The 21,943-nt window shown below is 57.1% G+C and carries 19 protein-coding genes; 4 read left to right on the top strand and 15 right to left on the bottom strand.

What is annotated here, in order from left to right; translation table 11 throughout:
- Nucleotides 1–41 precede the first annotated feature (41 nt).
- Together AC3ZU9_RS15200 and AC3ZU9_RS15205 are read right to left on the bottom strand one after the other, a co-directional pair.
- The gene (locus AC3ZU9_RS15200) at nt 42–401 is read right to left on the bottom strand and encodes a tautomerase family protein (RefSeq protein WP_152748510.1); all 360 of its coding nucleotides are present in this window, start codon (nt 399–401) and stop codon (nt 42–44) included.
- 114 nt (nt 402–515) lie between these two features.
- Nucleotides 516–1,760 carry a D-amino acid dehydrogenase gene (locus AC3ZU9_RS15205; protein WP_490090925.1) on the bottom strand — a complete coding sequence of 415 codons (1,245 nt, stop codon included), beginning with the start codon at nt 1,758–1,760 and terminating at the stop codon, nt 516–518.
- A gap of 245 nt (nt 1,761–2,005) precedes the next feature.
- On the opposite strand from AC3ZU9_RS15205, the gene AC3ZU9_RS15210 reads away from it, so the two are divergent.
- Nucleotides 2,006–2,911 (top strand): NAD(P)-dependent oxidoreductase, encoded by a 906-nt coding sequence (locus AC3ZU9_RS15210; RefSeq protein ID WP_490090926.1) that lies wholly within the window; start codon nt 2,006–2,008, stop codon nt 2,909–2,911.
- Nucleotides 2,912–2,931: 20 nt separating this feature from the next.
- Here the strand turns inward: AC3ZU9_RS15210 and AC3ZU9_RS15215 are convergent, their stop codons facing one another.
- The 4 genes from AC3ZU9_RS15215 to AC3ZU9_RS15230 all read right to left on the bottom strand — a co-directional run bounded on the left by AC3ZU9_RS15215 (nt 2,932) and on the right by AC3ZU9_RS15230 (nt 6,163).
- On the bottom strand, nt 2,932–3,414 hold the full coding sequence (locus AC3ZU9_RS15215; protein ID WP_490090927.1) for an Lrp/AsnC family transcriptional regulator: 483 nt from the start codon (nt 3,412–3,414) through the stop codon (nt 2,932–2,934).
- A 110-nt stretch (nt 3,415–3,524) separates the two neighbouring features.
- Nucleotides 3,525–4,808 (bottom strand): 4-aminobutyrate--2-oxoglutarate transaminase, encoded by a 1,284-nt coding sequence (gene gabT / locus AC3ZU9_RS15220; protein ID WP_490090928.1) that lies wholly within the window; start codon nt 4,806–4,808, stop codon nt 3,525–3,527.
- Between the two features lie 216 nt (nt 4,809–5,024).
- Entirely contained in the window at nt 5,025–5,744 is a 720-nt protein-coding gene (locus AC3ZU9_RS15225) for a haloacid dehalogenase type II (protein WP_152748515.1), read from the bottom strand.
- Nucleotides 5,745–5,833: 89 nt separating this feature from the next.
- A complete protein-coding gene (locus AC3ZU9_RS15230) occupies nt 5,834–6,163 on the bottom strand; it encodes a tRNA-binding protein (RefSeq protein ID WP_152748516.1) in 330 nt (109 codons plus the stop codon).
- Nucleotides 6,164–6,561: 398 nt separating this feature from the next.
- Here AC3ZU9_RS15230 and AC3ZU9_RS15235 point away from each other — a divergent pair, with 398 nt between their 5' ends.
- Nucleotides 6,562–8,127, top strand: coding sequence for a PucR family transcriptional regulator (locus AC3ZU9_RS15235; protein ID WP_330211917.1), 1,566 nt, complete (start codon nt 6,562–6,564; stop codon nt 8,125–8,127).
- Nucleotides 8,128–8,157: 30 nt separating this feature from the next.
- On the opposite strand, the gene AC3ZU9_RS15240 is transcribed toward AC3ZU9_RS15235, so the two are convergent.
- The 6 genes from AC3ZU9_RS15240 to AC3ZU9_RS15265 all read right to left on the bottom strand — a co-directional run bounded on the left by AC3ZU9_RS15240 (nt 8,158) and on the right by AC3ZU9_RS15265 (nt 16,739).
- Complete coding sequence (locus tag AC3ZU9_RS15240) at nt 8,158–9,093, bottom strand: DMT family transporter (RefSeq protein ID WP_490090929.1); 936 nt, start codon at nt 9,091–9,093, stop codon at nt 8,158–8,160.
- Nucleotides 9,094–9,119: 26 nt separating this feature from the next.
- Nucleotides 9,120–9,863, bottom strand: a complete 744-nt coding sequence (locus AC3ZU9_RS15245) for a haloacid dehalogenase type II (RefSeq protein WP_490090930.1) — start codon at nt 9,861–9,863, stop codon at nt 9,120–9,122.
- A gap of 397 nt (nt 9,864–10,260) precedes the next feature.
- Nucleotides 10,261–13,320 carry an efflux RND transporter permease subunit gene (locus AC3ZU9_RS15250; protein WP_490090931.1) on the bottom strand — a complete coding sequence of 1,020 codons (3,060 nt, stop codon included), beginning with the start codon at nt 13,318–13,320 and terminating at the stop codon, nt 10,261–10,263.
- Nucleotides 13,317–14,435, bottom strand: coding sequence for an efflux RND transporter periplasmic adaptor subunit (locus tag AC3ZU9_RS15255; RefSeq protein WP_490090932.1), 1,119 nt, complete (start codon nt 14,433–14,435; stop codon nt 13,317–13,319). The genes AC3ZU9_RS15250 and AC3ZU9_RS15255 overlap by 4 nt, the downstream gene beginning before the upstream one ends.
- A gap of 16 nt (nt 14,436–14,451) precedes the next feature.
- Complete coding sequence (locus tag AC3ZU9_RS15260) at nt 14,452–15,261, bottom strand: MipA/OmpV family protein (RefSeq protein ID WP_490090933.1); 810 nt, start codon at nt 15,259–15,261, stop codon at nt 14,452–14,454.
- Nucleotides 15,258–16,739 (bottom strand): efflux transporter outer membrane subunit, encoded by a 1,482-nt coding sequence (locus tag AC3ZU9_RS15265; RefSeq protein WP_490090934.1) that lies wholly within the window; start codon nt 16,737–16,739, stop codon nt 15,258–15,260. The genes AC3ZU9_RS15260 and AC3ZU9_RS15265 overlap by 4 nt, the downstream gene beginning before the upstream one ends.
- A 97-nt stretch (nt 16,740–16,836) precedes the next feature.
- Between AC3ZU9_RS15265 and AC3ZU9_RS15270 the strand changes: the two genes are divergently transcribed.
- Both AC3ZU9_RS15270 and AC3ZU9_RS15275 read left to right on the top strand, forming a co-directional pair.
- The gene (locus AC3ZU9_RS15270) at nt 16,837–17,526 is read left to right on the top strand and encodes a response regulator (RefSeq protein ID WP_330211909.1); all 690 of its coding nucleotides are present in this window, start codon (nt 16,837–16,839) and stop codon (nt 17,524–17,526) included.
- A 5-nt stretch (nt 17,527–17,531) separates the two neighbouring features.
- A complete protein-coding gene (locus tag AC3ZU9_RS15275) occupies nt 17,532–18,707 on the top strand; it encodes a sensor histidine kinase (protein WP_490090935.1) in 1,176 nt (391 codons plus the stop codon).
- A gap of 327 nt (nt 18,708–19,034) precedes the next feature.
- Here the strand turns inward: AC3ZU9_RS15275 and AC3ZU9_RS15280 are convergent, their stop codons facing one another.
- From AC3ZU9_RS15280 to AC3ZU9_RS15290, 3 genes are all read right to left on the bottom strand, one after another.
- Complete coding sequence (locus AC3ZU9_RS15280) at nt 19,035–19,673, bottom strand: response regulator (RefSeq protein ID WP_490090936.1); 639 nt, start codon at nt 19,671–19,673, stop codon at nt 19,035–19,037.
- 168 nt (nt 19,674–19,841) lie between these two features.
- Nucleotides 19,842–20,594, bottom strand: coding sequence for a fimbrial biogenesis chaperone (locus AC3ZU9_RS15285; RefSeq protein ID WP_490090937.1), 753 nt, complete (start codon nt 20,592–20,594; stop codon nt 19,842–19,844).
- The gene (locus AC3ZU9_RS15290) at nt 20,591–21,919 is read right to left on the bottom strand and encodes a fimbrial protein (RefSeq protein WP_490090938.1); all 1,329 of its coding nucleotides are present in this window, start codon (nt 21,917–21,919) and stop codon (nt 20,591–20,593) included. The genes AC3ZU9_RS15285 and AC3ZU9_RS15290 overlap by 4 nt, the downstream gene beginning before the upstream one ends.
- Nucleotides 21,920–21,943: the final 24 nt, after the last annotated feature.

Below are 21,943 nucleotides of genomic sequence, written 5' to 3' on the forward strand. Positions count from 1 at the left end.
ATCGCGCCGTATAGCGTGCTTGATACTGCGAGAAAAAGTCGCTACGGCGCAGGCCGACCATTTCGGATACACCAGTTTTCGCGGGGCGATTCAATCAAACTGATAAAAATATCAATCTCGTGTATGCCTAAGGCGCCGAGGCGTTTGATGATCTCTTGGTACAGCATTTGTTTGGCGACATCTGTACGCCCGGAAAACAGTTGGATCGTAATAAGGGTAAAGTTCTTCGAGCTGTCTGGCGGCGTAAAAAATTGCTTAGGGTTGTGTTCGACATAACGCAACTGCCGATCTGAGGCGGGCGCATTGAATGCATTTAGCTGCGCCTCATAGATCGCCTGCAACAACTGCTCTATTTCATCATCGGTATGTTTGCGACAGGTTTCGATTAAGGTTAATGGCATGGCAAACCTCCAAGTCGACTCATCTTTAGAGTAAAGAGCGCGGTGAATTCGAACTACAAATACGGCATAGGAAAGAACGGCAGTTCTCTCCTATGACAGGCAGTAAGGGAGGGGCTACTGATACAGCATTGCGCTTATATCCAGGTCTGGTGTACGACCCCCGATGAGGTCGGCAGTCACCTTCCCGCTGCCGCAGGACATGGTCCACCCTTGGGAGCCATGACCTGTATTGAGGAAAAGGTTGCTGATCGGTGTTGCACCAAATAGCGGGTTGCCGTCCGGTGTAGCGGGGCGCAGGCCGCACCACAGTTCTGCCTTGCTGTAATCGCCAATGGTTGGGAACAGGTCTTTTGCGGCCTGTGTCATGTAGCGAAAGTCGTCGCGCGAAATGCTCATGTCATAGCCGCTGAACTCCGCTGTTGCGGTCAGGCGCAAGCGATCTCCCAGTACGGAAAATGCCAAAAGATTATCTTCGTCGAGCCCGCCCATCGTCGGGGCTTCTTCGGGCCGCTCGATAGGAACAGTCATGGAGTAGCCTTTGACGGGGAATACATCAATGTTTACGCCGTGCTTGCGCAATAGAATGGATGAGTAAGACCCCATGGCGACGACAATAGCGTCTGCAGCGATCAACCCCTTAGACGTGCTGACTGCGCGCACTTTTCTGTTGTCGATATCAAGGCCCAGTACTTGGGTGTTGAACATGAACTTGACGCCACGTTCCGCACACACGCGAGCTAATTCGGCCGTGAACAGCCGGGCGTCGCCCGTTCCATCAGACGGTACGTAAACGCCTCCCACCAGTTTATCGGCGACAGGTTTGAGTGCGGGCTCAAGCTCAGCGACACGCGCTCCGGACACCACCTCAATGTTCAATCCTGCTTGTTCCAGAAAGCGCATTTGGCGCAAGCCTTCTTCCATCGAATGGTGCGTTCGATAGACATACAGAAGGCCCTTATCGATGTGATGGAACTCGATTTGGGTATCGCTCACCACCTCTTTCATGACCGCCTGAGAATAGGCGGCCAATCTCAGGCGGGTGGCTGCGTGCTTATCTGCACGCGCTCTTGGGCATTCGCAGAGAAACTTGATGAGCCAGGACCACAGTCTTGGGTCGATCTTGGGTGTAATGCGCAACGCCTGGTCATTTCGGAAAAAAGATTTGAGCATGATGCGTGGCGCCGCCGGACTAGCCCACGGGTACGAGTGGCCCTGGCAAAGCAGGCTTCCGTTGGCAAAGCTTGTCTCCATGGCCGGCGCGGACTGGCGATCAATCACAGTGACTTCATGACCGTCCCGGGCCAAATAGTAAGCTGAAGGAATCCCGGCAAGACCTGCACCCAGCACCAACACTTTCATAATCAGACCTTTTGAATATAAACATCGTTATCGTTTGGCCGTGACGAAGTAGTCCCTGGCTCATTGCATGTACTGCCTGGCAATAGTCACCCGCTGCACTGCCACTTGATTATGAGCATCGGCTTATTATTTTTTATTCGAAACATCACTCGTGACGATGCAAATTCTCTTTTCAATGAAGCATTAAAGTTATTTTTTAAAAGGCGCTGACTTAGTCTGTGTTGACGACTAACGGAGGCTATTTCATGAAGGTTGTATTGGTTGATTGTACGCACGAGCTTAACGCGCTGTTTGAGACAGGTCGCTTGGTTATTCCGGAGGGGACTTATATACATGTCGGTGAGCCGACTGCTGCGGATGTCCTTGCGTTGTGTCAAACCGCCGAGGTCATGCTGGTTGAACACACTGTGATCACGGCACAGACGCTGGCTGCATGCCCTCATCTAAAAGCGATCGTTTTCATGGGCACGGGCGCCGGCACATACCTTCCACTGGAATGGGCGAAGGCCAACAACATTGCCGTGAGTACCACACCTGGATATGGCAGTACGGCAGTCGCTGAGCATGCCATGGCGTTGACGTTTGCTGCGGCGCGCAAGTTAGGGCCAATGGTAAAGGACATGGTTCGCGGCGTTTGGCGACCACGGGGCGGCATGCAGCTTAAAGGTCGCAAGGTTGCAGTGATTGGTTTCGGAGAGGTCGGCCGCTGCTACGCCGAAATGGCAAGTGCGCTGGGCATGTGTGTTTCAGTGTGGAATCGTACGCCGGTGGATACAGCCCATTTTGAGCCGGACTTAGAGCGGGTGCTTACCGGGGCAGAGGTCGTGTCACTGCACGTGGCACTTAATGATCAGACCGCAGGCTTTCTCAATAGCGCGCGCCTGCGCTTGCTTAACCCGGGAGCACTGTTAATCAACACCGCTCGCGCCGGGTTGATCAATCAGGACGACCTTGCTCAAGCGCTGCATTCAGGTCATGTCGGGCACGCCGCGCTAGACGTCTACTGGCAAGAGCCGATTGAGGCGAATGATCTATGGTGTGACAGGGAAGATGTAACCTTGACCCCGCATGCCGCCTATATGACCGAAGAGGCCTACATAGAGCTGTGGAAGCGAACGGTGAGCGCTATGGGCGCTTACGCGCATCGGTAGCGTTATCAGGCATTTCTGGACTACAGAAGTGCCTGTAAATCGACACCGTCCCTGCGAAATACTGTTTTAGTCACAAAGAACGTATGAAATCGTGCAACGCCGCAATTGCTTTGCAATAGCTCATCCATGATGGCTTGATATTCAACCACACTTTTGCAGGTGAACTTCAATACATAGTCTATTTTACCGGTCACCATGTAGCACTCCTGCACCTCGGGATACTTGCCAATGGCGACTTCGAATCGCTGAAAGCTCTCTTTACGATGCTGGTCCAACTCGATTTCAGAATAGATGGTCAGTGAGTCGGCTATCTTTGCGATGTTCAGGGTTGCGGAATATCGCAAGATGTAGCCACTTTTTTCCAGGCGTTTGACCCGGATGTAGCACGGGCTTGGCGAAAGGTTGACTCTTTCAGCCAGGGCCGCATTGGTCAATGAGCTGTCCTTTTGCAGTTGGGCAAGAATGGAAATATCTATGCGGTCAAGCCTGTTTAGATCGTGCATCTCCATTCGCCTCTCTAATGAACACCACACTCGGCGTATGCTGCAATGCAAAAGTCGCCAACCGAGGCGACTTTTGCTGATTCATTTGCCGTCTCGCAGAGGGCGATGAATCAAAGGCTGGCCTCCAGCGCCAGCTCAAACAGGTTCAATGCGTCCTCGACATCACTCTCGGAGGTATTGAGAGGGCACAGGAAGCGCACGATGTTTCGGTGAATCCCGCATTTGATCAGCAACAGCCCGCGCAACCGCGCCTGCTCGATGACTTTTTGTGCGATCTCACCGTCCGGTGCCTTGCTGGCTCTGTCGGTGACAAACTCAACCGCAGCCATCGCTCCCAGGGTGCGTACATCACCGATCTGTGGCAGGCGGGCTTTCAGTTTTTCGAACCCTGTCATCAACTGTTGGCCAATGCCTTGGCTGCGTTCCAGCAGATGCTCGTTTTCGAAAATGGACAGCACCGCCAGGCCAGCCGCGCAGCCCAGTGGATTGCCGCCGTAGGTGCCGCCCAAGCCGCCAGGCGCAGGGGCATCCATGATCTCGGCTTTACCCACTACCCCCGACAAAGGGATCCCGCCAGCCAAGCTTTTGGCAACGGTAACCAGGTCCGGCTGGATGCCTGAGTGCTCAAACCCGAACATCTTGCCGGTGCGGCCAAAGCCCGTTTGGATTTCATCGCAGATGAGCACAATGCCGTGACGTGTGGTCAGTTCACGCAGTGCTTTCATGAAAGCGGGTGGGGCTGCCACGAAACCGCCGTCGCCGAGCACCGGCTCAATGATGATGGCCGCAACGCGCTCGGGCAAAATCTGCGTATCGAAAATGTCCTGAAGTGAGGCGAGTGCCTGTTCGGTCGAAACACCGCGATACTCATTCGGGTAAGTCGCGTGATGAACGTCAGGTGCGAAAGGGCCGAAGTTCTGCTTGTACGGTTGGCTGAATCCGGTCAGCGAGATCCCCAGCAGCGTGCGACCATGGAAACCACCGCGAAATGCGATCACCCCGGAGCGGCGTGTGTGGCTGCGCGCGATTTTGATGGCGTTTTCAACGGCTTCAGCGCCTGTCGTGAGGAACACTGACTTATAGGGCGCTCCAGCGCCTACCAGTGCATTCAGTTTGCCCGCGAGTTCCACATAAGGTTCATAAGCCCCAACTTGAAAGCAGACGTGGGTAAAACTGTCGATTTGTTTCTTGATCGCATCAACGACCGCGGGGTGGTTGTGCCCTACGTTCAGTACGCCAATCCCACCCACGAAATCCAAGTATTTTTTGCCATCCGTATCCCAGACATAACTGCCGGCTGCACGGCTGATAACGATTGGGTGTGCGGACGCTACACCGCGAGACACGTGGGTTTCTCGTGCGGCCAAAACCGGGTTTGAATTAATGTCACTCATTCTAAAAATTCCGTTAGTTATTCAGCGCTCACAGAAGCGCTGGCCAAGCGTTATCATCTGGCGCCGTTAATACGAAACGAGCGGCAACGTTCTTTCAGACAGCCCAGTACTGCGATCCAAAAGAAGTAATAAATAAGGTACCGGCGGGTTAATGGTCACCCGGCAGGCGAAAGCTGATGCCACGCTCAGGTGGCATCAGCCAATAGCACGTGACTGTCAGCTCACCAGTTTCTTATGAGCTTCGACCATGTCTGCCATGCTGATAAAACGGAAGTCGTACTTGGCTTCGGTCGCCGGTACATGCGTTGCGCCGAAACCTTCCTTGCCATGACGACGATGAATCCATGCACCCGCCAAGCCGGCAACTTTGCCTGGAACATGGTCGTGATACAGGCTTTCTGCGGTATGCAGGATATCGTCTTTTGCAATGCCGGCCTCGGCCAACAGATCAATCATGTAGGTGAAGTTGTTGGGGTTCGGTTTGTAGGAGCCCACATCCTGAGCTGTCACAATGTGATCGAACTCAACACCCAGCTTCGCTTCACTGAACTTGAATTCGGTACGGTCGATGTTGGACAGAATCACCAGTTTGTAATGCTGTTTCAGGTACCGCAGGGCTTCTGCCGAGTCAGGGAATGCAGGCCAGTCCTTGACCGACGTGGCGAACTTTTCGCGTTCGGCGGCGATGGGTTCAAGCTCCCATTCGGTGGCAATGCGGTCATACACCGCGCCCAGAATGGTCGGGTACAAAGCGCCTGGGGTCAGCGTTTGTTGCGGCGATTCATGGCGGCCAAACACTTCCAGAATCTGCTCGCGATCCAGCCCTTTGCCGCTGCGATCAGCCAGCGGCTGGAGGCCGTTTACGATACCGCTTTCCCAATCAATCAGGGTGCCGTAGCAATCGAACGACAGTGTGGTGAAATCAGTGAGTTTCATTGCCTTTCCTCTCAATATACCCATCGGTATGACGTAGCGTTATTCGAGACCAACTTCATAGGCCGATGCCGTTCGGCGTCGGTGTACGTTTAAAAGATTTTTTGGCCAGGTGTGATCGGGCGTTCCGGTTTAAGAAAAACCACATCGCCAGGCGTTGTTTCCGCACCCAGCATCAGTACTTCTGAGGCAAAGCCAGCGATGTTTCGAGTGCCCAGGTTAACCACGCAAACGACATATTCACCCACCAGCTCTTCTGCTGAATAAAGACGGGTGTATTGCGCGCTCGTGGTTTTTACACCCAATTCACCAAAGTCGATCCAGAACTTGTAGGCAGGTTTCTTTGCCTTATCATTTATTTCAACTTTGGTTACTTGGCCGACTCGCATGTCGACACTGGAAAACGCTTCGTATGGCGTCATACATCGCTCCTGACATTTTAAAGTGAGCTTGCACCGATGCTCCCTGCGGTGGGGACCCGTGTTCACGTTTTACAATCATAGGAACTGTTAAATGGCCAAACCACCTACAAAAGGCAGCAGGTTATTCAGGGTTTATCCTGCTTTGTGCATGAAGATGGTGGGCTTTAGTCCTGGCGCCTGTCGAGCGGTGTTCCGCCAATCCGCGGGCGGCGGTCATCGGCACACATGAGGTGAGAGAAAACAGCATGGATAGTGTGTAAAGTAGGATGTTTATTTGATTTTGACCTACTCTAAGTAGGTAATAGTGCTGCTACATGCGGTTTAAAGTGAAACGCTCGATACACCCGTGATCGTGTTTATTGGCACACCTCGGTCGGCCCTCCACTTGTGGACAAGTAATGAAACTATCTACCGCACTAGAGCAGACCATCCTGCGGCAGGCCACCGTCGTGGCGGGAGCCAATGGCCTGGATCGGCAAATCGCCTGGGTCCACATTATCGATCACCCTGATATCACGCAGTGGTTGAAGGTGGGAGACGTGTTGCTTACCACCGGCTACAACTGGCCTCAGGACGATGAAGAAAGCCGGGGGCTGGTGCGAACACTCAACGATCTGGGGCTCGCTGGCGTAGTGCTTGCGGTGCCGCATTTCCGCGAGCATTTCTCGCAAGCCACCATTGCTGAAGCCGAACAGTGCAACTTTCCACTGTTGGAGCTGCCATGGGAGGTGCCCTTCAGTGCAATCACGCAAGAGATCCTGGCCAAGATCATCAACCTGCAGACCGAAATCATTCAGCGCTCGGATTTGATCCATCGCAAGTTGACCAAGGCCGCTATCGAGGCCGACAACCTTGATAGCCTGGGCAGCGCGTTGGCCAGTGCCCTGGAGGTGTCCGCCCTGGTCGTCTCGGCTTCCGGGGATATTTTGAGCGAGCATGACATCGATACGAACGAGCAGTTTGAACGCGATCTGATTACAAAATTTATCGCCGAACGCCCTCTGGAACACCGCTTTGATGAGTCGCAGACCTTATCGATCAACCTCTCGGATAGCCGGCCTCGTTTCAGGCTTGGCTGCGCGATATGGCTGCAAGGGGAGGTTGCCGGCATCGTTTGGCTTGAAAGCCCCAAGGATCAATTTGAGGAGCTGCATTCCCGAGCGCTTGAGCACTCGGCGGTCATTGCTGCGCTGCATCTTTCCCACCAGCGAGAGTTGCTGGACCAAGAGACTCGGCTGGGCCATGCACTGGTGGCGGGGCTGCTGGAGGGTAAGTTTCCAGAGACACCCAGCGCGATTGAGCGAGCCCTGGTGTCGGGGTGGAGCGAAACCCGCGATTACAGGATCTGCCTGGTGCTGTTGGACGAACCTATTCCGCTGAGTCTGGAAGGCTTCAAGCGGAGAAAGGAAAAAACCGCGCGCGTGTTTAATCTGATGATAGCCAGCAGCATTTCGCCGTTGATTTCAGTGTCGCTGAACCAGATCAGCTTTATTATTCCGGCGACGCTCGCGCCCGAAACGATCTGGAAGCAGTTGCGTCACGAAGGTGGGGCGATGGCTGTCAGTCGCGTCCATCGAGGTGTTTCAGGCATGGCTCAAGGAGCTGAAGATGTGGCGGCATTGGTGCCCTTGCTGCGGCCAGGGCGTCTTCATGTGTTCAACGAAGTTTTGTTTCCACGGGCCTTGATGGGCGACAAAAAAGCGCGTGGGATGCTGCTTCAGCGGCTGATCGAACCTCTGGCCAATCGAAAGAACGGCACCATGCTGCTGGAAACAGTCTGTGCCTTATCCAGCGAAGGTTTTCAGTTAGCCAATACTGCAAAGGTGCTGGAGGTGCATATCAGTACCTTACGCTACCGTTTGGCCCGTATTGAGAAGTTGCTCGACATCTCCCTGGAAAACCCGGAATCGCGGTTTCAAATTCAAGTCGCTGCAGAGATGTATCGCTTGGAGCATGACGAGTAAAAAACGCTTGGGTTCGGTATAGGGTGGTTACTAAAGCTGAGCGTCAGATCCTGATGGAACGGTTGTCCCTTTGCTGTAGCGCTTAAACCAGGCACTGGTGCTTTGATGGTTTTGGGGCGCAGTACTGCCGCCTGCTGCCATGGCCATCGATAGCGCTACCAATGCGGCACCTATCCAGATGGATACCTCCATGCCTTGGCCTAAATAGAAGGCTAAAAAGGCCGTGGATAAAACGGGCGTCGCGTAGCTTAAAACGGCGACTGTCTGGTGGTCCGCCTTCTTCATTGCAAAGTCCCACAGATAAAAAGCGCCGCCCATGGGGCCTACGCCCATATACAGCAGCGCCAGGCTCTCATTCGTGGTCAATGTGGGCCAAGGCGCACTGCTTAGATACAGAGTCAGGCAGGCCAGCCCGGAGATCATGCAAAACAAGCCAACAGAGGCACTTTTGACCTCTGGGAACCTCTTTGATGTCAGGGAGTACGCCGCCCAGACCACTGCAGATAAAAACGCGAGCCCGTAGCCTGCCAGGTTGCTCAAGTCATCAAGCTGCCCTGGTCGGCAACTGACCAAGGCACCAACGAAGCCTGCCACTCCCGCAAGCAGGCAACGCAATGAGGCCTTCCCGTTTTGGACGAAGAGTGGACCCAGTAATACGATCAATATCGGCCATAGATAATGGATAAGGCTCACGCCAATCGGGTCGGCCAACTGCAGCGCGTAGAAATAGATAACGTGATAACCGAGCATGCAAGCAGTACCGACCGCCAACAATCGCTTGGGCATTTTCCAGAAGCGTAGCCAGGGCAATCCAATAATGCCGCCCACCGACAACGCGGCTCCCGTGATAAACATTGGATTTAGCGTGTTGCAGAACGTCACGCTGACTGCCAGGGTGCTCCAGATCAGAATCGCACCGGCCGCAGCCATAAGATAAAAAGAAGAAGAGGGGTTACGGCTCGACATATCACTCGCTGCAGATAGTAGGGGAGTCAGACAATCACGTTGTCGGTCTTTTCCAATATCAGTTTTTTATGGCTCTCAACCATTTTTGCCAAACTGATAAAACGGAAGTTGTAGGTGGCTTCAGTCGCGGGGACATGGATCGCGCCAAAGCCTTCTTTGCCGTGACGACGATGAATCCACGAGCTGGCCAGCCCAGCCGCGTTGGCCGGCACGTGGTCGTGATACAGGCTTTCGGCCACATGGAGGATGGATGTTTTTTCAAAGCCCATTTTCCCCAGGGCGTCCATCAAGTAAGCAAAGTTTCTGGGGTCGGGTTTATAAGAGCCAACGTCTTGAGCCGTGACGACGCAGTCGAATTCAACGCCCAGTTTCTCTTTGCTGAATTCGAATTCGCCGCGGTCAATGTTGGATAGGATGGCAAGCTTATGGAATTGCTTGAAGTAGTTGAGTGCCTTGATCGAGTCAGGAAAAGGCGGCCAGTGCTGGACGGAAGTTCCAAACGCCTCGCGCTCTTTTTGATCGATCTCGACGTTCCATTCTTTCGCAATGCGGTCGTACACTTTGCGCAAAATATCTGAGTAGAGTGCCGTCGGTGTGGCTTTTTGCTGTGGCGACTCGTGCCGACCGAACACCTCAAGAATCTGATCGCGAGTAAGTTTTTTTCCCGAACGGACCACCAGCGGCTTCAAGGCATTGAAGATGCCACTTTCCCAATCAATCAGTGTGCCGTAGCAGTCGAAGCTAAGGACCTCAAAATCTGTCAGTTTCATGCTCAACCTCTCATAAATAGGCACTGGGGCAGCGGTCTTTGGCTTCTTCCAGCGCAACAAAGACCCTCTCCGGTCGAGCATACCCTGTCAGTTGGCTCGCATCACCAGGTGCACAAATGCGCGTGAGGACTGCCTGCGCTGAACAGGTGCCGAACAGGCATTTTCTGTGCCTTCAGGTGGGCCGCCGGCTTTTCTTGCCCGCCGAGCCTGATCGCGGCATTGCGCAAAAAATGCATCACCCTGCAGGTATTGAGACTCATGGACGCGCTTCTCGCTTCGATGGTGTTCGCTGTTGAACGGGCAAAGGTATTAGCGGGTCATGATAACGATGCCTGCTTGAACGTATCACCTATAAATCATAGGAATGTGTAGCGATTTTTTCCCATGTTTCGCGCGACTATTGCACAGGGGTGTCGGCCGATTTTTTATTGAACAGCACTACATAGAGCACCGGAATCAACCCAAGGGTCACCAATGTGCCCAGCGCCAGGCCACCCATCAGCGTGATCGCCATGCCTTCCCACAGTGGGCCGGCGAAGAGCATCAGCGGGATCAACCCGATAATGCAGGTCAGCTTGGTCATGACGATGGGGCGCAGGCGTTTCACGGCAGCATTCACCACCGCCTCGTACACCGGCAGGCCATCGTGGAGTTCCGCCTCAATCCGTTCCAGCAGCAACACCGCGTTGTTGACGATAATCCCCGCCAAGGACAACAGGCCGAACGTGGCCATGAAGCCGAACGGGTAGCCTGTGATCAGCAGCGCCACCGCAACGCCGATCAATACGAAGGGAATGGCAGAGACGACGATCAGCACCTTGCGCAACGAATTGAATTGCCAGACGAACAACAGCAGCATGGCGATCAGCGCGTGGGGCAGGTATTGCAACAGCGCCTGGTTGGCGTCCGCCGAGTCTTCGATTTCGCCGCCCAGCTCAATGCGGTATCCCGGCGGCAGGGGCAGTGCCGCCACCTGCGGCGCCAACCGTTCGACGATGGACGTCGCCGTCAACGACGGGTTGTGACCGACCACGGTGATGGCGCGTTCCTGATTGCGCCGCATCAGGGTGGAGGGTTCGCTCGACGCAACGATGCGGACAACGGCCGCCAACGGCAAGGGGGGCGAGCCGTCGGCCGGGTAAAGCAGGATGCCGCGCAGATCGGGGGAGGCATCGGTTGTCGTCGAAGGCTCGCGCACCACCAGCGGGACCCGGGTCTGGTTGTCCTGCAATGACGACACCTGGAGGCCGCCGAAGTGCAGTTGCAGGGCCTGGGCAATGGCTTGGGTGTCGACACCGGCGCGCCGCGCACTGTGCTGATTGACCTCGACGGTATAACGCGTCAGGTGGTTGCCCCAGTCATCGCGCACATCCAGGGTGCCCGGCAAGGCACGCAGGGCTTTTTCGATCTGGCCGGCCAGGCTACGCAATACCTGTTCGTCCGGGCCCAGCACGCGATAGATCGCGACACCGGCCTCGGTGGTACCCAGGGAAAAACGCTTGGGTTCGGCGCGCAGTTCCGGATGTTGCTTGAGCAAATAGCTGCGCGTGTTGGCAATGACGGCATCGATATCCGTACCGGCCTTGACGCTGACGGTGAAGTACGCAGTTTCCGGTGCCGGCAAAGGCGGGTTGAGGCCCAGCACGATACGCGGCCCGCCATCGCCCACGTAGCCGATGCTGTCGGCCACCTGGGGGTCCTTGCTCAGCCACAGGCTGATGTCACGCACGCTTTGCAAGGTCTTGCGCGAACCGCTGCCAGGCTCCAGGGTGATGGGTACCTGGAACTGCAAGCGGTCGGACTGAGGCAGAAAATCATAAGGCACGCGCATCAGTTCGAAGATCGCGGCGGCGAGTAGCACCAGCATGGCCATCACAAACAGCGCTTTGTGCTGCAGCACCCGACGGATAACGGCCCGATAGCCACGGTAAAAACCGCTGTCATAACCGTCCTCTGGCGCGTCCTGGGGGGCAGCCTTGGCGAAATACAGGCACAGCAGCGGCGTAACGGTGATGCTCAGCAACCACGAGCCGAGCAGGGTCAGGGCCAGCACGACGGCCAATGATCGCAGGTATTCATTGGTGCTGGTCTGCCCCAGGAAGAACGGCGAGAAGGCCAGCACGATCACGAGTGACGAGGTCAATAGTGGAACCGCCAGGGTGCGCCCGGCGTCTTCGCAGGCCTGGCGCCGATCCTCACCGGCATGCAGTCGGCGCTCGATGTCCTCGGCAATCACAATGCCGTTGTCCACCAGCAGGCCCAGGGCGAGGATAATCGCGGCGATGGACACGGTTTGCAGCTCGACCCCCAGCATGCGCATGGCGATCAACGTGCCTAGGATGGTCAGCGGCACAATGGCGCCGACCACCAGCCCGGTTCGCCAGCCGAGGAATAGCATGACCACGGCCATGACGATGACCACCGTCTCGATCATTACGTGCTTCATCTTGGCCATCTGCTGATCGACCACATCGGCTTGGAACGTCACCACATGGGCGGTAAAGCCCAGCGGAAGTTGCTGTTCCAACTGTGCCAAACGAGCGCGCAGGGCTGTGCCGAACTGATGGATGTTCTGTCCCGCAGCCATGGACACAGCCAGCACCACCGCGTCCTGGCCTTGATACACCGCAGCGGTCTGGGGAGGGTCGGCAGCCATCACCGAGATCTGCGCGATGGCGCCGAGTGCTACCGATTGCGTGGTGCCGTCTACACCGGGCAGTTGGATCGGCAGCTGGCGCAGTTGCTCCACGCTGAGCACTTCACCGGTTACGGTCAGGGTGGTGATCTGCCCGCCAATGTTGGCGATACCGCCGGGGGCCAACACATTCTGTTGCTGCAATTGCTGGAACAGTTGCTGGGGAGATAAGCCCAGCCCCGCCAGGCGCTGCGGGTTGAAGTCGATCGACAACTGCTGGTCCTGCATGCCGTGCAGCGTCACTTGCCCGATGCCGGGTAGCCCGCCCAACTGGTCGCGCAGGCGCTTCAGCGGCCCGCGCATCTCGCTCATGCTGTAGCCGGGCGCGGTAATCGCGATGGATGCGACGGCGACGCGCCCGAAATTATCGTCGACAAACGGCCCTTGGGTGCCCGGTGGAAAGCCGGCGCCGGCTTCGGCGACCTTGTTGCGCACTTGTTGCCACAGCACCCCCAGGTCCTTGATTTCGTCGCGCGCCGTCACCTGGATAACCACGCTGCCGGGGTGAACGGTGGTCACGATATTTTTGATCTGCGACAGCTCGCGAAGTTTTTCTTCCGTTGGTCGCGCCAGCAGCTCTTCGGCACGTTCGCTGGGCAGACCGGGGAACTGGATGCTCACCAGCGCATCGCGGATGGTCACCGAGGGTTCTTCCTGGGTCGGGAAACTCAGGAACGTTGCCACGCCTGCGATCAGGATCAACAGCGCGGTGAATAGCGTCAGGCGGCTTGCGCCCAAGGCGTGTCGGGTCAGGTTGATCATTCGGTTGTGCTCAAGCGACTGGAAGGCGCTAGCAGGTTGACGGGCTGACCGTCACTGAGAAACGCGACGCCGGTGACGACCACTTGCTCGCCGTCCTTGAGGCCGTTGTCGATGGCGACACGGCCCTGGTCGATCAGGCCGATCGTAATGTCACGCAGGGCTACCTTGCCCTGGGTCGGGTCATAGACAAATACCTGCACCTGGCTGGCGTCGCCGCCCATGCGAAGGGCCTGGGTTGGAATCGACAACGCGGGCGCGGCAGGGGCCGCCAATCGCACGTTGAGGTTTACGCCGCTGGGGAGTGCGAGGTCGCGGGCGTTCAGGCGGAAACGCGCGCTTTGCAACAGGCCGTTCTGCGCCCGCGCCGACAAGCCTTCGAGCACCAACGGCAGGGTTGAGCCGGGTGCTGCCGGGTCGGCTGCGACGGCGTGGTCCCCAGGCTTGAGGCCCGCGGCCTGTTCCACCGGGATTTGCACGATGACCTGCAACGCGCCGCCGGCCTCCAGCTCCATCACCACTTGGCCGGGCGACAACTCGCTGTACAACTGCGCGGGTCTTGCCACGACGCGGCCGTCAAACGGCGCAATCAGTTGGCCCTGGCGCTGATCGCGCCGTACCAGGTCCAGCGCCGCTTCATCGGCGGTCTGCTGCGCGACGGCCGCTTGCCACGCCGCTTCAGCTTGCTCCACAGCGCTGGCCGCGACACTGCCCTGGGTAAACAGCTGTTGCTGGCGGACCTTGTTGCGCTTGCGCTCGCCGGTTTGCGCCACGCTGGCGAACAAGGCCGCCTGCGCTTGTTTCAGACGCAACCGCACGGCTGCAGTGTCCAGGCTTGCCAGCACCTGGCCTTTTTTTACGGTATCGCCGACGTCGACGTTCAACGTCACCAATCGGCCCGCGCCTTCGAAGGCCAGGGCTGCGCGTTGGCGTTGGCGTACCACACCGGTCAACGGCGCAGCGTCAACCTCTGTGGCGTGCACGGTGGTGACTTTGACGGACCTGATTGCAGGCTCCGGCACCGGTTCCTCGCGCGAACAGGCGGCCACCATGAGGCAGGCTATGCCGAGCATCAGGGGACGCGCCCAGGGACGAAACAACTGAGGAAAACCATGCATGCCCAGGATCTCGTTATCAGAAGGTGTAGTTGATGGCGAACATGCCCAGGCCGGCGCATTCACGTCGGACCAGCGGGCTGTTACGGGCCTGGTCGGCGTACTGGGTCAGCGTCAGGCTGACCAGCGTCGACCAGTGCGCGTCCAGGCCGTGCTGCCAGTTCAAGGCGGCGGAGTAGGCATAGATCCCGGCATCGGCGCTGTATTTTCCATAGAGCGAACGCTGGCTTTGCGCCTGGGTGACGCCGAAGAAGGTCTGGTTGTAGCGGCCATCACCGGCATGGGCGTCGATGTCCAGAGCCAGGGTGTCGCTGTCGGAGTGGAACAGGATGCCTTCCAGGCCGAATCGGTAGCGGTTACCGCGATGCTCGCCGGCCATGCGCAGTTCGGCTTCGCCACTGACCGACAGCCAGTCAAGCAGTTGCTGGCTGAGGGTGAAGTCGGCGACGGTGGCACCGCTGACATCACCCATGCCGTTCAGCTCGCGGTCGCCGGGGCGGCTGGTGCTGTCCTTTTCCTTACGGCCCAGGTCGTAGTTGATCGCCGCGCTGGCACCCAAGCCGCTGTCGGATTGAAATTGCAGGCCGACACCGCGGGTGGTGTCGGCGAACAGCACGCCGCGCTGGATGCTGAACATCGGCAGCACGAGCGCGCGGTAGCGGTTGGCACCCATGTAGCGCGGCGTGACACCCATGCCAAGGCCCAAGGTGGCGGTGGCTTTGTCGGCTGCGGGGTTGGCGTCTGCCGCCTGTGCTGGGGTCGCGAGCGTGCAGGCCACCAAGGCGGCGCCCCACAGCACGGTGCGGGTAGGGGGAGTGGTCAAGTTCATGGTGAAACCCTTTCAGCGGAGGAAAATAGCGGTGCGCCGGACAGCGCGCGATACAGCGCCAGGCGGTTGAACAGCAACTGGTAGGTGGCCTTGCGTAATTCGATGGCGGATTCAGCCAGACGAATTGAGGCGGCCGGGTGTTCTGAGCGTGCAGCCGCACCGGAGGCAATCTGTTGGTCCAGACGCTTGGCCTTCAATGCGGTCAATGCCGCCAGATCAATTTGCGTGGTGGCGTTGGCCAACGCTTGCTGACGTTGAGTCAACAGGTCGGCGATTTCGCGGAAGGCGTCCTGCACGGTCTTTTCGTATTGGGCGACGGCTGATTGTTGGCGAGCGGTCGCGAGATCCAGGTCGGCCTGGTTGCGGCCACCGTCGAACAGCGGAAGGTTCAGTTGCGGGGTGAACAGCCAGGCGCCGCTGCCGGATGAAAACAAGTTGCTCAAGCGCGGGCTGGCGATGCCCGCGCCGGTGCTCAAGGTGATCGAGGGGAAGAACGCTGCTCGCGCGGCGCCGATGTTGGCGTTCGCGGCGCGCAGGGTTTCCTCGCATTGGCGCACATCGAAGCGCTGCAAAAGCCGCTGTGACGGCAGATCGACCAGCCATGACGGTGGGTTGAGATCGATGACTGGGCTTTGTGCCGCCGCTGCCAGAGGGGCGACTTGATACCCTGTGACCCACGACAACGCCTGTTGCGCACGCGCATGTTCAGCGCTCGCATCCTCAAGTTGCAGCGCGGAACGACGGACCTGCATGCGCTGAGTGTCAACCGTGTCCTGCGCCACTAGACCTGCTTTTTGCTGACCGTCGAGCACGCTCAGCAGCTGGTTCTGGTTGTCGAGAATGGACTGGGTTTCGGCCCTAACGTCGGCCTGCAAGCGTTCCTGCAAATATAGCCGCGCCACTTCGACGATCAGCGCCTTACGAGCGGCCTGGGTACCGTAGCGCGTGGCCAGGTAATCATGTCGCGCCGCTTCGGACAGGCTGCGCACGCGTCCGAAAAAATCCAGCTCAAAGTCCGAAATACCCACGGACGCCACCGCGATGTCCTGCCCATAGCGTTCGTCGGCGGCCTTGTCGTGCAAGTGCTGGCGGTTGCGTTGCAGCCCTAAGGCCACGGTGGGCAGGCGATCGGCGCGGGAAATACCGAACTGGGCGCGGGCTTGCTCGACACGCAGCAACGCCAGGCGCAGATCACGGTTGTAGTCCAGGGCCTGTTCAACCAGGTGCGGCAACTGCGCCGATGAGTCCAAGCTGCCCAGCAGCTGTTTCTCTTCTTCGCTGAGCGCTTCTACATCGTTGATCATGGAGGAGGGGGCATCCGCTACCCGTGTGCCTTGCAGGTTGTCCGGTACCGGCAACGCAGGCGTGTGATAGGTCGGCGCCAGTGAACAGCCGGCCAGCATGCCGACCAGCAGCAAAGCCGCGCCGAGGCGTTCAGGCAGCTTGATAGGCTTGGACAGCGGTGCAGTGGTCGGCATAGGATCGGTTCGCGAAAGTCGGGCGTAGGGCAATACTGGCAGCGGACTTTCAATAAACCGTTCGTGAATTATCAAGGTTTCATCAAGAGGCTTCTTTGTGTCAGGAAAACGTATCCTCATTGTCGAAGACGATGCCGACAGCGCCAATATTCTCGAAGCCTATCTGCGCCGGGATGGCTTTGAGGTGGCCTTGGCCGAAGACGGTCAGCGTGGTCTGGACCTGCACAAAAGCTGGCAGCCCGACCTGATCCTGCTGGACGTGATGCTGCCCCGCTTGAGTGGCACTGAAGTGTTGTCCGCCGTGCGCCGCAGCAGTGATACGCCGGTGATCATGGTCACGGCCATGGGCGATGAGCCGGAAAAACTCGGCGCCTTGCGTTATGGCGCGGATGACTACGTGGTCAAACCCTACAGCTCGCGGGAAGTGGTGGCGCGGGTGCATGCGGTATTGCGACGTACCCTGGGCAGCCAACCGGTTGAGCAACTGCTGCGCCATGAAAACCTGCGCGTTGACCTCACTGCCTTCACGGCGGCCATTGAGCACCGCGGTGCGCCAACGCAGTTGCTGGACCTGACGCCGACGGAGTTCAAGCTGCTGGTCACGTTGCTCAAGACACCGTCCAAGGCGTTCACCCGTGATGAGTTACTGGAAATCTGCCTACCGGAGAGCGAAGCCCTGGCCCGGGTCGTTGACGCCCATATTCACAACCTGCGACGCAAGTTGGAAACCCATGGCATCGCCGGGGTACTGGTGACCGTACGCTCCATTGGCTATCGGTTCAGGTAACCCGCATGTTTGAGAAATCTCGGGTCAACGACAAACCGCTGTGGCGCTGGGTCGGTATGCGCATGAGCCTATTGGCGATCGGCGCCGTGGTGGTGATTGCCCTGTGCATGTGGGTCAACTTCAAGCTTTCGGACTGGTATTTCTTGCAGCGCCTGCCGCCGCAAGCGCGTGAGGAATTGCTGCACCTGCGCGCCGAGCCGCAACTCAACGAGACACGCTTGCGCCAACTGGTAGCCGAATACTACCCAGTGGAATTTTTCCAGCCGGATATCGCCAATCGCGACTGGCTGATCCTGGCATGCCTGGTGTTGGCGGCCATCCCGATTATCATCGTCTGTGGCTTGTGGTTTTCGCGCCCCTTGTCCAGCCAGTTCTCGGCGATAGCCCAAGGGGCACGGCAGGTTGCCGGTGGAGACTTCTTCACGCGCCTGCCGATTCACCGACACACGCCCGACGAACTGCAACGCCTGATCAGCGACTTCAACAGCATGACCACGCAACTGGAGCGTTACGAGCGGGATGTGCGCGAGTCAAGCGCGGTCATCGCCCATGAACTGCGCACGCCCCTGAATGCCGCCATGGGACGCGTGCAGGGCATGCTCGATGAGGTGTTTCCCAGCGATGTAGCACAATTGGGCATGGTCAAGCGTCAGCTCGATCAACTCAGAAAGTTGGTGGATGACTTGCACCTGTTGTCGATGGCCAGGGCGGGTCGGTTGGTGCTGGAACGCAGCGACTTTTCCCTCGCGGCCCTGGTGAGCGAACGATTGGCCTGGTTCCAGCCGCAATTGGGTGACGCCTGTGTGCGTACGCACGTGAGTATTGCCGATGGGTTTCGTATCCACGCTGATCGCGATCGCTTGGGCCAGGTGCTGAATATCCTGATTGATAACCTGCTGCGCTACGCGGCAGGAGGCGGCGAGCTGAGCATCATGGCGCGGCAGGTCGAAGATCGTGTGGTGATTGAGATCGGGGACCGCGGCCCCGGTATCGAGGCGCAGCACTTGGACAGCGTATTTGATCGCTTCTGGCGTGCGGAGCGTTCCAGGGCGCGTTACTCGGGCGGCAGCGGATTAGGTCTCTCCATCGCCCGTGCGATTTGCCAGGCCCATGGTGGCGCTATTACCGCCAGCAATCGTGGCCAGGGTGGCACCATGATCAGCGCGGTATTTCCGTTTTAACCGTGGACCCATATACCTATACAGATAGCTATGTAAATCATGCCCTCAAATATGCCCCCAATGTAGCAATCCACTGGAAGTGAATGGAGCTCCATGGTTTGTGGAAAGGCAGAAATGATCAGCCGAACAGCCTATCCGGCGGCGCCTAGAGACTCTCAGGGTCGCCAAAAAACATTTTTACAAGGCTCTAGAACGTGAGTTTCGTGCCATTAAAAATTAATAATGCCCCCATTTTTGCCCCCAACGACACTGGATGCACCCGCGATCGTGAACAGCGTTATCCCGTAAGCTACGAGAGCCTTCACGTTATGTAGAGGCACGTGTTCACTAGCTGATCAATCTGGCATTGCGGCAGTACTCAAATAGCTCGGCATCAGACGTGATCCCCAACTTGCCTTTAGCTGAAATTTTGGTCCAACTGATGGTTTTTATACTACGTGATAGTTTGTCCGCAATTTCGCTGGGGGTATAGCCCGCGGCTAGCAGACGGATGACTTCGATTTCTTTAGGGGCCAGCTTTATGGTGGTTTTTTCCGGGCTAATAATGCATTCATCAGCCAGTGCTTTGCGGAAAAAGTCGCTCAGGAATATTTTGTTATTCATGACGTGTTTTATAGCGAGCGACAGCTCTGCCGGGTCTGCGTTTTTTTCAATCACCCCGTTCACGTTTAAATTCAAGATGCTCAACACCAAGCTGGAATTTTGCAGCGAGGTGAGAACGATGATTTTCAACGTCGGGTGAAGCTGTCTCAGGCGTCTGAGCATTGCAAGCCCATCCCGCTGGCTACCCGGCATGGCGAAATCCGTCACCAACAGATCACAAGGTGTCTTGCTCAACACGACTTCGAGTTCTTCAGGGCTTTTGGCTTGGCCGCTAACGATGCCGCAACCATTTTTTTCCAACAACAGTTGTGTGCCTAGCAGGACGATCGGGTGATCATCGGCGATGACAATGCGAAGGTTCACGGTGATCTCCCTGGTGTTGTCAGACTTTTCAGTTAATGAAGGGTGGAGCCTGCGTTTTTGGCGTATGCCCAACAGGTACCTGCGGCACTGCGCGCAACGTCATGTAAATACGTAGACATCGCAAGACGCAGAGGGTTACGGACTATCAACGTTTTGTCCTGCCAACGGTCAGTGCAGCGTTGCGCGCCCTGAACGAATACGGCCCGTGTCGTCGATCAAATCATAGTTCAATTGCACCGTTTCCTGGCTTTTTAGCAGGCTTTGGTCAACGTGGTAGCGACGTTCACTGTAAGGGCTACTAAGCAGATCGGTGTCAGTCACGCGGGCAACGCCATGCCCATCCCGGATTAAACCCAGCGACGCAAATGAAGCATGATAGGGGCTGTCGTTGCGACAGACCAAAGTAACGCCCTGGGTGGTTTTTTCGAGGCGAAAATGCAGTGAATCCGTGAGCTGCTCTGGCGAGGAGGGCAGACCTCTAGGACGATAGAAAATTTTCAATTGTGTGTTCATGGCTAGGGTCACGCGAGTCGCATCCGTCGCGCTCGCATCGTTACGGGGTGGAATCTCGTACAGGTTGAGCCAGAACAGCGACTCTCGGTCTTTGGGTAACGCTGGATCGGTTAAGATTATCTGAAGATTTTGCAGTGCAGAAGGTTGCAGGCGGAACACCGCTGGCATAGCAATAAAGGCTGACACGATATTCTGCGGCAGTTTGTCGCCCTGGCCTTTGTCTATCCAGGTCTGCACTACCACCGGGTAGCCATTGGTATTCGCGAGCGTGAGCGTTTGTCGTGCTTGCCCTTCCTGAAAAATCAGGCGAGTGCGGTCCGCCATTACCCCCGCCGAACAGGATGTACTGATTAATCCCAGCAGTGCGGCCAAGAGCCATAGAGCAAGTTGCTGACTGACACGGTTCATTGGATTTTTACCAGCACATAAGCAGTCGCATCGACTCGACCTGCAGTGGGTTGCAGCCGTGGCAGCTTTTCCAGAACGGCAGTGATTACCTTTGTGTATCGAGTATAGCCAGCTGCACTTTCGCCCTGAGACGTGGCTTGATCCAATACCGGGTACCAGCCGGCCAGCTTGCCGGTAGGGTTGTTCGCACCCGTATTGCCAGGCCAACCAACGAAGTTCATCGGGTTGCCGGCGGCGCTGTCGCGCAGGCTGATCCCAACCCCGGTGGCCACGCCAGGGTCGATGCCATAGCCATTGGAAAGCAGATAATCGACGCCACCATAGCTGTTGACGAAGCCCAGTTCCTGAGCTTTGGCGAAGGCGGGTTGCGAGACCTGAATACCGAGCGCGGTCTGACTCGATTGAACCCCGGAAGTTGCGCTGTTGCTGCACTCAAGTTCGACCGTGAATTGAGCCTCGCGACTTTCTCCGCTGCTCAGTTGCTGAACGCTGATGGTCGGAAAGGTTACGACGGGAGTGACATTGCGCGCCACACAAGTCGACGTCGCGCTCAAGGTCGAGGCATTACGTAAACCGTAGGCGATGCCGTTGCCGGGCCCCCAAAATCGATAGTTGGTGTTGCTGTCAGATCCCACCGGATCGTAAGCAAGCCCGGGCGCCTTGAACGTTACATAGGCGTTAGGCTGCGTGCAGGAGTAATTATAGCTGGCTTGCGAGTTGACGACTTGTGCCTGCGCGCCACAATAGTTGCTCCCGCTGCCGCCTTCGGGCGGGGTAGCGGAAACCTTGATCAATTCTGCCTTTAGTGCGCTCAAATGCTTGGGTTTGACTTGCAGCTTGTTGCCGACCACGTCATAACGGGTGATCTTGCTTTCCTGCCAGTAGCGCGAAAAAACCTTACCTGAATCCAGGTGCGTTATCTTTATACCCACATAGGGGAAGTACGTGGCATAGACACCCGGCAGCCCATCGTTGATAGCGGTGCCTGCGCCGTTGCCAATTTCCCAGTATCCGCCCAGGCGGTCGTCGCCATTGGTCGCGAACAATTCGTAGAGACTATCCTTATCGGCCAAGTCGCATTCAAACAACACCGTATCCGCTCCCAACCAATCGTTAGGCGAGGTAATGGTGGTGGCCAGGGGAGTACCCGCCGGCTGCAGGTAGCTTGAGCTGAGGTTGATGCGTCCGGCCTTGATTTGTACAGAGTTGCCATCCCAATTGGCCCAGCCGTTGTATTTTTGTTGGCAGTTGGCATGCGCAGAAGTACTCACAAATAGCCCGAGGCTAAACACAAGAGCAAGACGTAGTCGGGTTGATTCAAACATGAAATGTCTCAATAAGGACTGTGG

The organism is Pseudomonas sp. A39 (genome assembly GCF_058145955.1).

Bases quoted from the DNA above. Each gene is read 5' to 3' on its own strand.
- AC3ZU9_RS15245 (WP_490090930.1), bottom strand. From the start codon at position 9,863: ATGAAACTGACAGATTTTGAGGTCCTTAGCTTCGACTGCTACGGCACA.
- AC3ZU9_RS15205 (WP_490090925.1), bottom strand. From the start codon at position 1,760: ATGAAAGTGTTGGTGCTGGGTGCAGGTCTTGCCGGGATTCCTTCAGCT.
- AC3ZU9_RS15230 (WP_152748516.1), bottom strand. From the start codon at position 6,163: ATGACGCCATACGAAGCGTTTTCCAGTGTCGACATGCGAGTCGGCCAA.
- AC3ZU9_RS15215 (WP_490090927.1), bottom strand. From the start codon at position 3,414: ATGCACGATCTAAACAGGCTTGACCGCATAGATATTTCCATTCTTGCC.
- AC3ZU9_RS15235 (WP_330211917.1), top strand. From the start codon at position 6,562: ATGAAACTATCTACCGCACTAGAGCAGACCATCCTGCGGCAGGCCACC.
- AC3ZU9_RS15265 (WP_490090934.1), bottom strand. From the start codon at position 16,739: ATGCCGACCACTGCACCGCTGTCCAAGCCTATCAAGCTGCCTGAACGC.
- AC3ZU9_RS15210 (WP_490090926.1), top strand. From the start codon at position 2,006: ATGAAGGTTGTATTGGTTGATTGTACGCACGAGCTTAACGCGCTGTTT.
- AC3ZU9_RS15200 (WP_152748510.1), bottom strand. From the start codon at position 401: ATGCCATTAACCTTAATCGAAACCTGTCGCAAACATACCGATGATGAA.
- AC3ZU9_RS15225 (WP_152748515.1), bottom strand. From the start codon at position 5,744: ATGAAACTCACTGATTTCACCACACTGTCGTTCGATTGCTACGGCACC.
- AC3ZU9_RS15240 (WP_490090929.1), bottom strand. From the start codon at position 9,093: ATGTCGAGCCGTAACCCCTCTTCTTCTTTTTATCTTATGGCTGCGGCC.
- AC3ZU9_RS15250 (WP_490090931.1), bottom strand. From the start codon at position 13,320: ATGATCAACCTGACCCGACACGCCTTGGGCGCAAGCCGCCTGACGCTA.
- AC3ZU9_RS15290 (WP_490090938.1), bottom strand. From the start codon at position 21,919: ATGTTTGAATCAACCCGACTACGTCTTGCTCTTGTGTTTAGCCTCGGG.
- AC3ZU9_RS15275 (WP_490090935.1), top strand. From the start codon at position 17,532: ATGTTTGAGAAATCTCGGGTCAACGACAAACCGCTGTGGCGCTGGGTC.
- gabT (WP_490090928.1), bottom strand. From the start codon at position 4,808: ATGAGTGACATTAATTCAAACCCGGTTTTGGCCGCACGAGAAACCCAC.
- AC3ZU9_RS15255 (WP_490090932.1), bottom strand. From the start codon at position 14,435: ATGCATGGTTTTCCTCAGTTGTTTCGTCCCTGGGCGCGTCCCCTGATG.
- AC3ZU9_RS15285 (WP_490090937.1), bottom strand. From the start codon at position 20,594: ATGAACCGTGTCAGTCAGCAACTTGCTCTATGGCTCTTGGCCGCACTG.
- AC3ZU9_RS15260 (WP_490090933.1), bottom strand. From the start codon at position 15,261: ATGAACTTGACCACTCCCCCTACCCGCACCGTGCTGTGGGGCGCCGCC.